Annotated in this window: 11 protein-coding genes; 3 read left to right on the top strand and 8 right to left on the bottom strand. The window is 69.1% G+C overall.

Annotated features, from left to right (window positions below; translation table 11 throughout):
• Nucleotides 1-28 precede the first annotated feature (28 nt).
• Together HAV18_RS03930 and HAV18_RS03925 are read right to left on the bottom strand one after the other, a co-directional pair.
• Entirely contained in the window at nt 29-1,129 is a 1,101-nt protein-coding gene (locus HAV18_RS03930; RefSeq protein ID WP_166953033.1) for an ABC transporter substrate-binding protein, read from the bottom strand.
• A 218-nt stretch (nt 1,130-1,347) separates the two neighbouring features.
• Nucleotides 1,348-2,835, bottom strand: a complete 1,488-nt coding sequence (locus HAV18_RS03925; RefSeq protein ID WP_166953030.1) for a PLP-dependent aminotransferase family protein — start codon at nt 2,833-2,835, stop codon at nt 1,348-1,350.
• Between the two features lie 102 nt (nt 2,836-2,937).
• Here HAV18_RS03925 and HAV18_RS03920 point away from each other — a divergent pair, with 102 nt between their 5' ends.
• The 3 genes from HAV18_RS03920 (at nt 2,938) to HAV18_RS03910 (ending at nt 6,599) form a co-directional block, all read left to right on the top strand.
• Entirely contained in the window at nt 2,938-4,176 is a 1,239-nt protein-coding gene (locus HAV18_RS03920) for a multidrug effflux MFS transporter (RefSeq protein ID WP_166953028.1), read from the top strand.
• A gap of 124 nt (nt 4,177-4,300) precedes the next feature.
• Nucleotides 4,301-4,981, top strand: a complete 681-nt coding sequence (locus HAV18_RS03915) for a response regulator (RefSeq protein WP_006484260.1) — start codon at nt 4,301-4,303, stop codon at nt 4,979-4,981.
• 199 nt (nt 4,982-5,180) lie between these two features.
• The gene (locus HAV18_RS03910) at nt 5,181-6,599 is read left to right on the top strand and encodes a sensor histidine kinase (RefSeq protein WP_166954126.1); all 1,419 of its coding nucleotides are present in this window, start codon (nt 5,181-5,183) and stop codon (nt 6,597-6,599) included.
• A 186-nt stretch (nt 6,600-6,785) separates the two neighbouring features.
• Here the strand turns inward: HAV18_RS03910 and HAV18_RS03905 are convergent, their stop codons facing one another.
• The 6 genes from HAV18_RS03905 to HAV18_RS03880 form a co-directional block, all read right to left on the bottom strand.
• A complete protein-coding gene (locus tag HAV18_RS03905; protein WP_166953026.1) occupies nt 6,786-7,652 on the bottom strand; it encodes an MOSC domain-containing protein in 867 nt (288 codons plus the stop codon).
• Nucleotides 7,653-7,740: 88 nt separating this feature from the next.
• The gene (locus HAV18_RS03900) at nt 7,741-8,694 is read right to left on the bottom strand and encodes an ABC transporter substrate-binding protein (RefSeq protein WP_166953023.1); all 954 of its coding nucleotides are present in this window, start codon (nt 8,692-8,694) and stop codon (nt 7,741-7,743) included.
• A 37-nt stretch (nt 8,695-8,731) separates the two neighbouring features.
• Nucleotides 8,732-9,916, bottom strand: coding sequence for a cytochrome c (locus HAV18_RS03895; protein WP_166953020.1), 1,185 nt, complete (start codon nt 9,914-9,916; stop codon nt 8,732-8,734).
• A 50-nt stretch (nt 9,917-9,966) separates the two neighbouring features.
• Nucleotides 9,967-10,794 carry an ABC transporter ATP-binding protein gene (locus HAV18_RS03890; protein ID WP_166953017.1) on the bottom strand — a complete coding sequence of 276 codons (828 nt, stop codon included), beginning with the start codon at nt 10,792-10,794 and terminating at the stop codon, nt 9,967-9,969.
• The gene (locus tag HAV18_RS03885; RefSeq protein ID WP_166953014.1) at nt 10,788-11,885 is read right to left on the bottom strand and encodes an ABC transporter permease; all 1,098 of its coding nucleotides are present in this window, start codon (nt 11,883-11,885) and stop codon (nt 10,788-10,790) included. The genes HAV18_RS03890 and HAV18_RS03885 overlap by 7 nt, the downstream gene beginning before the upstream one ends.
• Before the next feature lie 4 nt (nt 11,886-11,889).
• The gene (locus HAV18_RS03880) at nt 11,890-12,933 is read right to left on the bottom strand and encodes an ABC transporter substrate-binding protein (RefSeq protein WP_166953010.1); all 1,044 of its coding nucleotides are present in this window, start codon (nt 12,931-12,933) and stop codon (nt 11,890-11,892) included.
• Nucleotides 12,934-12,951: the final 18 nt, after the last annotated feature.

The raw sequence follows: 12,951 nt of genomic DNA, 5'->3' as shown, positions 1-12,951 counted from the left end.
AGGGTCAACCGATCAGCTGCTCAGCGGATCAGCGCTTGATCGACTGCTGCCATTGCTTCAGGAAGGCAAGCCGCTTCGACTGGTCGAGATAGACGAGCAGGCCGGTGCCGATCTGGATCGGCTTCAGCGAATCGCCGAGTTCCTTCGACAGGCTCGCGGCCGACGTTTCGCCCGTCACGTCCGCGCGGATCGCGTACAGGTTGGCCTGGTTCGCGATCAGCGTCTGGCCGCGCTTCGACAGCAGGTAGTCGACCCACAGCTTCGCGGCGTTCGGGTTCTTCGCCTTCTTCGACACCGTGGCGAGGCGGCTCACGACCTGTGTGTAGTCCTTCGGAAACACATAGCCGATCGACTTGTCCTTCTTCGCCTTTGCGTACGCATACGAACCGATGATGTTGTAGCCGATCAGGTTCTCGCCCGACGAGATCCGCTCCATCATCGCGCCCGTGCTCGACTGCAGCTTCGGGCCGGTCGCGCCGATCGCCTTCACGAGCTCCCACGTGACCTTCTCGTTCACGTGCGCGTCCTGTGTCAGGTAGTTGAAGCCCACGCCCGATTTCTCGATGTCGTAGGTCGTGACCTTGCCCTTGAACTTGTCGGCCTGGGTGGTGAGCAGCTTGATCAGCTCGGCGCGGGTCGTCGGCGCTTCGTTCTCGGGGATCAGGCGCTTGTTGTAGACGATCGCAAGCGGCTCGAAGGTCGTGCCGTACGCCTGCTTCTGGTATTGCGACCATTGCGGCAGGTTCGGGCTTTCCGGCGAATCGTACGACGCCATCAGGCCGTCGTTGACGAGCTTGACCTGCAGGTCCATCGCCGAGCTCCACAGCACGTCGGCGCTGGTGCTGCTCGCCGCGTTCTCGCTGATGTAGCGGTTGTACAGCTCGGTGCTGTTCATGTCGTTGTACTCGACCTTGACGCCGTACAGGCTTTCGAAGTCCTTGATCAGCGGGCGCACGAGGCCCGTGTCGGTCGTCGAGTAGACGATCAGCTTGCCTTCCTTCTTCGCGGCGTCGATCACGCCCTGGTAACTCCCCGGATACCCGGCCGGAACCTGCGCGGCGGCGCTGCCGGCGGCAGTGCCCAGAACGACCGCCAGCGCGGCGGCGAGGTGCTTCGGTGCAAACGGCATGTCTTCCTCCAGTTACGTCTAGGTGTTGTTCGAGTGGAGCGGATGTTAATTGCGGCGCACTTTCAGCCTGCTTTCATTTCGGTTCACAATCGCGTCCTTTGTGTCATGGATTTCCCGAGGTCGAAGCGGCGGCGGCCGCGCGTTTCGCGGCGCGCGGCATGATCTGACAAGGGAGGGAAGCGGGCTGCTGCGGGGAGCGGCAGTGATGGCGAGGGCGCCTATGCGGGTTGCGCGAGCAGCTTTCCGAGGAGCCGGCCGCCATGCCGTGCGTGCGCGGCCGTCAGCGCGGCATACCCGACGACGACGCCTGCTTCGCACCGGGCGCTTCGACAGAATCCGCGGACCGGCTGCAATTCGACGCCGTCCGCCTGGGCTTGCGCGACATACGTTGCGTCGTCCATCCCGGGCGGCAGCCACAGCACGAAATGAAAGCCCGCGTGTTCGCCGGACACCGTGTACCGTCCGCCGGCGTGTTTCGCCAACTCGTCGAGCACGATGTCGCGCCGCTGGCGGTAGGCGTGACGCGCCGCGCGCAGGTGCTTCGCAAAATCGCCGTGCGCGATGAAGCGGGCCAGCGCCAGCTGGGGCGCCACGCCGACCGAGCGCGCGGTCGCATGCCACACGGCCGACAGCGCCGGCCGAAGTTCCGCCGGCACGACCATGAAGCCGATGCGCAGCCCCGAGAACAGCGTCTTGTTGAACGAGCCGCAGTAGATCACGCGATCGCACGCGTCGAGCGATTTCAGCGCGGGCAGCGGGGCGGTCTGGTAGCTGAATTCGCCGTCGTAGTCGTCCTCGATGATCCACGCGCGGTTGCGCTGCGCCCAGTCGAGCAGTTCGAGCCGGCGCGACACCGACATCGTGACGCCGAGGGGCGCCTGATGGGCGGGCGTCACGTAGGCTGCGCGTGCATCGGGATGCCGGTCGAGCGACGCGGTGTCGATGCCTTCCCTATCGACCGGCACGTCGATCACGGTCGCACCCGCGATCGTGAAGATCTGCCAGGCCGACGCGTAGCCGGGATCCTCCATCAGCACCGTCGAGCCGGGCGTGAGCAGCGTGCGTGCGACGAGATCGATCGAATGGCGGATGCCGGTCGTGATGAAGATGTCGCCGGCGTTGCACGGGATGCCGCGGTATTCCCGCAGGTACGCGGCGATTTCGTCGCGCAGGCCCTCGACGCCTTGCGCCGGCGTCGCCCCGAGGTCGTTCGCCGTGGCGGCAAGCAGGCTTGCCCCGAGCGCCTTCTTCCATTGCTGCATCGGCAGCAGGCCGGGATCGGCAAGCCGCGCGACGAACGGGATGCCCGGGCGCACGCCTTGTTCCGGCGCGGCGGCGCCGGACGTGCGCGCCGGTGTGGGGCGCGCGCCGGAAGGGGGAGAGCCGTTCTCGCGCGACTGCGCGGCCGCGCGCAGATAGCTGTCCGGTACCACCGCGCAGACCCGCGACCCCGACCCTTGCGCGCGGGCGATGTAGCCCTCCGAGCACAGCCGGTCGTACGCCGCTTCGACCGTCCCCCGGGCGACACCCCAGCGCGTCGCGAGGGTGCGGCTGGACGGCAGCGGGCTGTCGCCGGGAAGCAGGCGCTTCAGGATCGCGTCGCGCAGCGCGTCGGCAATGCACTCCTGCTTCGACTGCGGGCTGCCCGTGGACAGCCCGGCAGGGCACGGCAGATCCAGCGGAATCGCGGCTTTGCCTCGCGGCATAGTGGTCCAGTCAATGTCGGATTTAATGGCCCTTCAGCTTATATCACTTTGACCTTAGATTGCTGTTGACCACATCAATCCGACCGGAGACGGGCTCACCGCATGAAAACGCGTTCATTACCCCAGTGGGGCTGGTTGTTCCTGTTGATGCTCGTCGTGTGCCTGCCGCGGGTCACGATCGATGCGTACCTGCCGTCGCTGCCGGCGATGGCGGACGCGCTGCACGGCACCGACGCCCAGTTGCAGCTCACGCTGACCCTCTACATGGTCGGTTATGCGTTGTCGATGCTGGTGTCGGGGCCGTTGTCCGACCGTTACGGACGTCGTCCCGTCCTGCTCGGCGGCTTGTGCCTCTACGTGGTCGCGAGCGTCGCCTGCGCGTGGTCGACCAGCATCGCGGCGATCGTCACCGCCCGCATCTTCCAGGCTTTGGGCGGCTGCTGCGGCACGGTGATCGGGCGGGTGATCGTGCGCGAGCGCTTCCCGGCCGCGATGCAGGCCACGATGCTGGGCCGGATTTCGGCCGGCATGGCGCTGTCGCCCGTGATTGCGCCGCTGGCCGGCAGCGCGGTGGCCGGGTGGCTCGGATGGCGCGGCGTGTTCGGATTACTGGCGGCAGGCGGGCTGGTTGCGACGGCGATGGTGCTGCGTTACCTGCCGGAGACCCGCGAAAGCGCCGCGCGGCCGGTGCCGGGCGCGGGGCTCCTGCGGACGTACGCCGGCCTGTTGCGCGAGCGCCGTTTCCTGCGCTACTCGCTCGCCATCGGTTTCGCGTACTGCACGTACTACCCGTTCATCGCGGAATCGTCGACACTGTTTCAGCGGCAACGAGGCGTATCCGGCCCGGTGTATGCCGCGATCTTCGGCCTGACCGTGCTCGGCTACCTGATCGGCTCGAACGTGTTCGCGCGGACCGGCACCCGCTGGAAGGCCGATTCGGTCATCGCAGTGGCGGCGGGCGTCAATCTGGCCGGCGCCGCCGTGCTGTGGGTCGGCGGGGCGATCGCGCCGACGGCGGTGGCGGCGCTCGTCGTGCCGATGTTCTTCGTGATGATCGCGGTCGGGATCGCGATCCCGGCCTGCCAGTTCGCGGTGATGCAGCCGTACACGACGATCGCCGGGACCGCGTCCGGGCTGTTCTTCTTTGTCCAGATGGCGATCACGGCCGCGTGCGGCGGCGTGCTGGCGTGGCTGTCGGACGGCACCGCGCGCCCGATGATCGTCGTCACGGCCGGTGCGAGCGTCGCGTTCCTGGCGGTGGTGGTCGGCCTGCGCGAGCGGCAGCGCGCAGGCGAAGGTTCGCGCTTCGCGGCGCGCAACCGCGCCGCTGCCGAGCGCTGAGCGACGATCGGCGGGTCGGCCGACGCGCGAGCGGGCCGGCGGCGCAACCGGTGTTTGCGCGAGGCGTCGCGATGGAAAGGATCATGTAATGTAGCGGCCTGTCGCTGACCTTACCGGAATCCCCATGCGCGTGCTGCTCGTCGAAGACAATCCGAACCTCGCCCAGTCGCTGAACGACGCGCTGAGCGCGGCGCGCTTCGCGGTCGATCACATGGCGGACGGCGAGGCGGCCGACCACGTGCTGCGCACGCAGGATTACGCACTGGTGATCCTCGATCTCGGGCTGCCGAAGCTCGACGGGCTGGAAGTGCTGCGGCGGCTGCGCGCGCGGCGCAATCCGGTGCCGGTGCTGATCCTGACCGCGCACGGGTCGGTCGAGGATCGCGTGAAGGGGCTCGATCTCGGCGCCGACGACTATCTCGCGAAGCCGTTCGAACTGACCGAACTGGAAGCGCGCGCCCGCGCGCTGATCCGCCGCAGCCTCGGCCACGAGCATTCGCGGGTCGAATGCGGGCCGCTTTCGTACGACAGTATCGATCGCAGCTTTCATCTCGCGGGCGAGCCGCTGTCGCTCACGCCGCGCGAGCGTTCGGTGCTCGAGGTGCTGATCCTGCGCAACGGCCGCGCGATCAACAAGGACACGCTGTCGGAGAAGATTTTCGGGCTCGACGAGTCGGTCAACGCCGATGCGATCGAGATCTACGTGTACCGGCTTCGCAAGAAGCTCGAGAACACGGGGGTTGCGATCGTCACGCTGCGCGGGCTCGGTTATCTGCTGGAAGCGAAGGCGGAGACGGCCGAGTGAACGACCCCCACGCGCACTTGCTTTGGATGGGACCGGAGTACGCGCCAAGGCGTTGCTCCGGATCGACACGTTCGCGGCCCCCCGAGGGGGCGCATGCCATCCACGGCCGGTTTTGCAAAGCCGGCGGGCAGTGCGGGCGCAAAGCGATGCGCCGCGAATGCCCCGCTGCGCCCTTTGGGGCAGCCCGGCGGGACGCATGATGACCCGCCCGAACCTGCGCACCCAGGTCGCGCTGTGGCTGCTGCTGCCGCTGCTCGGCCTGCTCGCGCTCGACTCGTGGCTCACGTACCAGCGCGCGATGAGCGCCGCGCACGCCGCGTTCGACCGCACGCTGTCGTCGTCGCTGAAGTCGATCCGCGAAGGCGTGCGGCTCAATGATGGCGAGGTCGAGGTCGACTTGCCGTATCTCGCGCTCGAAATGCTCGAATCGAGCGACGGCGGCAAGATCTACTACCTGATCCGCGAGGACAACGGCCACACGATCACCGGCTACCCGGACCTGCCGCTGCCGCAAGGGCGCGACGCGGGCGACGGCGCGCTGTTCGTCACGCGCTACTACGACGTCGTCTATCGCGGCGAGCAGTTGCGGATGGCCGCGCTGCGCATCCCGGTGCACGACGTGCCGACCGCGCAGTCGCGCATCGTGTGGGTGATGGTCGGCGAGACGATCGAGGCGCGCCAGGCGCTCGCGCGCGAGATCCTCGTGGGGTCGCTGCTGCAGGAAGGGTTGCTCGTCGTGCTCGCGCTCGGCATCGTGTGGCTCGGCGTCGGGCGCGGGCTGCGGCCGCTGAACCGGCTGTCGGCGACGGTCGCCGCGCGCAGCGAGGACGATACGACGCCGCTGGATACCGGTGCGATGCCGAGCGAACTCGCGCCGCTCGTCGAGTCGATCAACCAGTACATTGGCCGCACGCAACGGATGCAGGTCGCGCGGCGCCGCTTCTTCGCGGACGCGGCCCATCAACTGAAGACGCCGCTCGCGGCCGTGCAGGCGGGCGTCGAGCTCGCGCTGCGGCCCGACGAGCAGCCGCGCGTGAACGGGCACTTGCGACGTGCGAACGGGGCGGTGCGGCAGGCCGCGAAGATCGTGCAGCAACTGTTGTCGCTGTCGCGGCTCGATTCGGATAGCGGCCATGCTGTTGCCCAAAAGCCGGTCGCGCTGCACCGCCTTGCGCGCAGCGTGACGCTCGACTGGTCGCCGGTCGCACGCGCGCGCGATATCGATCTCGGTTTCGAGCACGAAGCCGACATCGACGTGCACGGGCAGCCCGACCTGCTCGGCGAGATGGTCGGCAACCTGATCGACAACGCGATCCGCTATGCGGGCGATCGCGCCGTGATTACGGTGCGCGTGTCGCGCGACGGGGCGCATGCGCGGCTCGACGTCATCGACAACGGGCCGGGCATTCCGGCGGACGAGCGCGACGCGGTGTTCGAGCGTTTCCATCGCGGCAGCAAGACGCAGACGGTCGAAGGGACGGGGCTCGGGCTGTCGATCGTGCGCGAGATCGCGCGCGTTCATCAGGGCAGCGTGACGCTTGCCGATGCGGCCGGCGGCGGGCTGGTCGTGACGATCCGGTTGCCGGCGGCAAACGACGCGGGGCTGCACGCCGCGTGATGGCGAGTAGGGAGGCGGGAAGCGGCTCGGGTGACTACCGGGTGACTACCGCACGACTACCGGGTGACTACCGCACGACTTCCGCACGACTTCCGCACGACTTCCGCACGACTTCCGCACGACTTCCGCACGACTTCCGTCGCGATGAAGACTATGTGATCGGGTGAGCGGTTCCGTGCGTGCGACTCAATCGCCGAACCCGATCTCCGCTTCCAGCGACTGGCCGATTTCGAGCCACGTGCCCGCACCTTCGACGACGATCGCGTTGATGCCGAACGTCAGCTCGCCGTTGAAGCTCGGGTTCGCGCGATAGGTCTGCATCGTGTCGGTCGGCTCGTGCGGCCACGCGGGATCGGGCGCGCCGGTGACCTGGTCGATCGTCGGCATCGGGCAGCGCGTGCACAGCTTCACGAGCCGCAGCCGTACGGGCGCCGCGCCTTCGGTGTCGAGGTGCTCGATGAAATCCTCTTCGTACGCCTCGAGATCCGACACGACGATGTTCGGGCGGAAGCGGTTCATCGGAATCGCCGGTGCGCCTTTGGCGGTGAGCCGCGCGTTCAGGTCGTCGAGCGACGACTGGCCGATCACGAGCAGCGGGTAGCCGTCCGCGAATTGCGTGTGTGTATCGATCTCGCCGGTCCATTTGCGGTTGCAGCCGCGGCGCGCGTCGGGCCCGAAGCGTGCGAGCTTCGCGGGCATGCCGAGGAATTCGGTGAGCCACGCGGCGGTTTCGGCGCCCGTGTCGATCGCGTCGACGGTGTCGCGCCACACGGTCGCGGCCATCTTCGGCGTGGCGGGCGAGACGTCGCCGTCGAGCGGCGTGCGGATCTCGCGCATGCCCGGCGCGTTCAGCACGAGCGCATCGTTGCCCAGTGCGGTGCGGATCAGTGCGAGGCGCGGGTGCGTGCGCTGCGTGATCATCTGCCCGGCGGGGTCGGTGATCAGCCAGTGGCGGTCGTACGCCAGGCCCGTTTCGAGCAGTTGCGCGCGTGTCAGCGCGATGCCGGCGCAGGATTTGATCGGGTAGACGAAGAGTTCGGCGATGGCTGGCATGACGCTGGCTGAAGGCGGATGGCGAGACTGCGATTGTGCCAGATCGCGCCGCAGCCGTTTGGACGGTTGCGCGCCGTCGCGCGGCCGGTCATGCGAGCGGGAAGCCCGGGTCGAACGTCGCGCGCACGTCGAGCGGCTGGCGCAACAGTCCAGCCTTCAGGTAGAAGTCGGCCGTGCGCTGTTGTTCGGCGATGATCGTCGCGTCGATCGGCAACCAGCGCGTGTTGCGGCGCTCGAACTGCAGCTTCGCGGCCGCCGGCGGAATGCCGATGATGCGCGCGAGTGCCGCCGAATACGCGTCGGCATGCCGGTACGACCACGCCTGCGCGCGCACGACGCGCTGCAGGAAATCGTGCAGCACATCGCGCTTCGATGCGATCGCCGCGTCGGTCGCCGCGAGATAGCTGAGGCCCGACCACAGCCCGCGGCCGTTGACGAGCACACGCGCGCGGCCGCTCGTTTCCGCGAGCGCGGTATAGGGCTCCCAGGTCGCCCACGCATCGATCGAACCGGTTGCGAGCGCAAGCATCGTGTCGGCCGGCGGCAGGAAGCGGAACGATACCGCGTCGGGGGGCAGGCCGGCCGCGTCGAGTGCCTTCAGCGTGACGAAATGGCCGATCGAGCCGCGCGTGGTGCCGATGCGCTTGCCTTTCAGGTCGGCCGGGGTTTTCAGCGCGGCATCGGGCCGCACGAGCACCGCCGTGCCGTACGGATCGGAGCGGTTTGCGCCGATCACCTTGATGCGTGCGCCCGACGCGAGCGCGAAGATCACCGGCGCGTCGCCGATCGGCCCGCAGTCGACGGCAGCCGCGTTCAGCGCTTCGGCGAGCGGCGCGGCGGCCGGGAACTCGGTCCACGCAATGTCGTACGCAAGGCCGTTCAGTTCGCCGGCCGCTTCGAGCAGCGCGCGCAGCCCGCCTTTCTGGTCGCCGGCGCGCAGCAGCGGCCGCGTGCCCGATTGCGCGCGCAGTGTGGCCGGGGCCGCGGCGATCGTGGCGAGGGCGCTCGCTTGCGCGAGGAAGTGGCGTCGGGTCGGATTCATCGTGAAGTTTGGTCGGAAGAGAAATTCAGGGATTCGATCAATGCGGGAGCCCGGCCTGAACGTCGCGCACGGGTTCCGTGTCGACCCGCAGCAGCAGCGCAGTCAGCGCATCGCCGTTCGCTGCCGGTACTGCGGGCCGTGCGGTGGCGTCGGAACGGCACAGCAGGTCGGCATCCGACCAGCCGGCGCTGCCCGGCAACGCGCGCGCTCTCAGCCAGCCACGGCGATCGGCAAGGAGCTGCGTGCCGCCGAGTGCGTCGGGCGCCACGCCGGCGATCGTCGCGAAGGCGAGCCATGCATCGGGCGTCGACGCGACGCAATCGGCTCGCGCCGCATCGGTCGCCTGCGCCACGGGCGCGCCGCGCGCGGTGACGAGCAAGGTTTGCCAGCGCGCGTCTTCCGGCGGGGGCGTCGCGCCCGGCGCGAGGGCGACGATGCGCACACGCTGGCCTGCGCGCCAGCGATCGAGCGGTTGGGGCGCGGCGGCGCCGCAGCGCACGTCGAGCGCCGGCAGCGGGACGGGCACGGGCCACGCGCCTTCTGCCTGCGCGCCGCTGCCCGCGGCGAGCGCTTTCAGGTAGTCGAGCACGGCCCAGGTGTCCCGGGGCCCGAGTGTCGCGGCGAAGCCGGGCATCGTCGGCGCGCCGTGTTCGTCCCGTGTCCCGTGGCGCACACGCCAGAACAGTTCGCCGTCGAGGCGGCGCGCGAGCAGTGCACCGGCGAAGGTCGGCGGCCAGTGAGAGAGCGTGGCCGCGAGCGGCCCTTCTCCGCGTCCGTCCACGCCGTGGCACGCCGCGCAGTGTTGCGCATACACGTGCGCGCCGCGCATCACGTTCGATACGGAAAACGGCGCGGGATCGCGCTGGAAACTCGTCGGCACGGCCGGCGAGAGCCACAGCGAAGCCGGCGGCCACGGCGCGAACCACGCAACGGCCAGCGCGGCAAGCACCGATGCGACACGCCACTTGCGCGACGCGAGCGCGATGCACGCGAGCCCGGCGGCCAGCGCCGTCGCCGCGACGGCGAACGCGAGTTGCCGCGTGAGTCCCGCGTCGATGCGCAGCGTTTCGAGCGCGATGCGATGGGCCCACGGCCATGCAGGCTGACCGTCGGCGTCGCCCGTCAGCCCGATCGCATGCAGCACACGCGACAGCACGACTTGCGCGCGATACAGCCCTTGCAGAAACATCAGCGCCCAGTCGGCGAACGTCGGTGCGTTCATCGGCTACGTTCCCGCCGCGCGGCGGCCAATCGTCGAACGGTACCGCGCATCTACCAGCTCGCATCGAGCCCGAGATGCCGCAACGCGTCGTGACGCAGCGCGGCGAGGCGCGGGTCGCCGCGATGGCGCGGGTAGGGCAGGTCGACGTGCAATTCGGCGACGATCCGTGCCGGGCGCGGCCCGAATACGATCACGCGCTGCGCAAGGAACAGCGCTTCCTCGACATCGTGCGTGACGAGCAGCGCGGAGAAACCGTCGCGTTGCCACAGTGCGGTCAGCTCGGCCTGCATCGTGAGCCGCGTCAGCGAATCGAGCTTGCCGAGCGGCTCGTCGAGAATCAGCAGGCGCGGATCGTTGACGAGCGCGCGGGCCAGTGCGACCCGCTGTGCCATCCCGCCGGACAACTGATGCGGGAACACGTTCGAGAATTCGCGCAGCCCGACGCGTTCGAGCGCATCGTCGACGCGATGCTGCGAGGTACGCGCCACGCCGCGCGCTTCGAGGCCGAGCGCGACGTTCGCGCGCACGCGTCGCCACGGGTACAGCGTCGGGTCCTGGAACACGACGATGCGCGACGGATCGGGTTGCTCGATCGGCACGCCATCCTGCGCGATGGTCCCTTGCCGGGCGGCGTCGAGGCCCGCGACGAGGCGCAGCAGCGTCGATTTCCCGCAGCCGCTCGGGCCGAGCAGCGCGACGAATTCGCCGGCCGCGACCGACAGCGTGACGTCGTCGAGCACCGGCAGCGGGCCGCCGGGGCCGTCGAACGCATGGCTTACGCGGCGGATGTCGATGCGCGCGCCGCGAGGCGCAGTGGCGGCAGACGACGTGGCGGGCGCAGGGGCCGCGGGCGATTCGAGTACGGCGGCGTTCACCATTTGACGGTTCCTTTTTGCCACGCGAGCACGCGGTCGCGCACCGCGAACAGCAGCGCGATCAGCCCGGAAAACAGCAGCGCCATCACGATCAGCGCCGCATACATGTTCACGTACGATGCCCAGCCCTGCGCCCAGCTCAGGTACCAGCCGAGCCCGGACTTCACGCCCATCATCTCGGCGACGACCAGTACCGTGAACGACGCGCTCAGTCCCATGAAGATGCCGACGAACACGTGCGGCAGCGCGGCCGGAATCGCGACGCGCAGCACGAGGAAGCGCGCGTTCGCGCCGAGCGTGCGCGCGACGTCGTAATACTGCTTGTTGACGCTCGCGACGCCGGACCACGTGAGCACCGCGACCGGGAAGCCGGTTGCGAGCGCGATCAGGAACGCGGCCGCGGAATAGCTCGACGGGAAGAAGTAGAAGGTGAGCGGCAACAGCGCGGTAGCCGGCACGGGGCCGAGCACGCGCAGCACGGGATGCACCCAGTAGCCGATCCGGCGCGACCAGCCGATCGACACGCCGACCGCGAAACCGACCGCGACGCCGTACGCGAAGCCGAGCGCGAGCAGCTTCAGCGTGTTGCCGGCGCTGCCGAGGAGGCGCGGCCAGTCGTCGACGTAGACCTCGATCAGTGCCTGCGGCGGCGCGAAGAACGGCGTGGGCAGCCAGCCGGTTTTCGCGGTGAGTGTTTCCCATGCGGCAAGCACGAGCGGCAGCGCGACGAGCCACGGGCCGGCCGGGTGCACGCGCGCGAGCCGCGTGCGCGTCGCAGGCACGAGATGGCCAAGCGTCGCGGCGGCGAGCAGCAATGCGGCGATCGTCCACGCGGCCGTGCCGAATGTGTCCGTGTACGCCCAGTCGCTGAAGCCGACGACGCGGTTCGGCCACAGATGCGTGAGCGCGCCGAGCGCGGCCCATGCGAGCGCGGCGGCGATGCCGGTCGGCCAGGTACGCGCGCGGCGTGCTTCGGCCGCGAGCGTCGCTTCGCAGGCCGTGCAGGCCACGCGCGTGGACGCAGCGGAAGCCGGCGCTCCGCCGGCCGGTGGCGGTGCGGTGCGTGCGGTGGAAACGTGTTCGATCGTCGACATCGCGTTACCCCAGCACGTTCGCATAGACCTGCTGCGCGAAGCGCTGCGGGTCGGTGCTCTTCTTCAGCACGCTGATGCGGCGGAAATCGTCCGCGTAGAACGCGATTTCCTGCTGCAGGTCGACGTTGGTCGGGTGGTGCGTATAGGTGAGCGTCGCGTAGAGCTTGCGCAGGTCCTCGGGGCTGATCTTCGGCGAATACTTCGCGAACACCTTCGCGGCTTCGTTCGGGTTGTCGTGCGTGAACTCGGTGGCCTGCACGATCGAGCGCGCGAGCGCGGCGGCCGACGGCCGGTCGTTGCGCACGAGGTCGCCGCGCGCGCCGATCACGCAGCACACCTTGCGCGCGTATTCGCCGGACAGGTTCGTCGCCAGTTCGGCATACGCGCCGTTGCTGCGCTTCTCGAGCAGATAGAGGTTCGGGTCGCCGTCGGCGATCGCGTGGATCTCGCCCTTGTCGACCGCGACGCCGAGCAGGTCGGCCGGATACTGCCGCCACGTGATGTCGCGCTCGGGATCGATCCCGTTCTTCGCGAGCAGGATCGAGAAGAAATGCTTGCCGGGCGCGGCCAGGTCGCTGACGCCGACCGTCTTGCCCTTCAGCGCCTGCAGCGTCGTGACGCCGGCGGCCTTCGCGCCGAGCAGCCGCACGCAGCCGCCGTGCGAGCTGCCGATGATCTTCACGTCGAAACCGGCTTCGAGCGGCTTCAGCCAGCGGTGGATCATGCCGACCGCCGCGTCGGCCTTGCCGGTCGCGATCGATTCGAGCAACTGGTCGGTCGAGCCGCTGTAGTTGATCAGCTCGACCTTCAGGCCGTTCTTCTCGAAGAAGCCGCGCTCCTGCGCGACGACGATCGGCGTCAGGCAGAACGCGTTCTGGTTCCACGCGAACGTGAGCTTTTTCAGCGGCGGCGCAGACCAGGCCTTGCGGCCCAGCGTGATCGCGGGCGCGGCGAGCGCGGCGGCGCCGGCTGCGCGCAGCAGCCGGCGGCGCTTGTCGTCGTGCACGTCGTGTGCCTTGGCGGGCACGGGGGCGGCGGTTCGGGTCATGTGGTCGGGTCTCCGGTC

This window comes from Burkholderia sp. D-99 (genome assembly GCF_011605345.1).
Classification (GTDB): domain Bacteria; phylum Pseudomonadota; class Gammaproteobacteria; order Burkholderiales; family Burkholderiaceae; genus Burkholderia.
The sequence above is the reverse complement of the archived record's forward strand: the minus strand, read 5'-3'. Positions and strand labels throughout refer to the sequence as shown.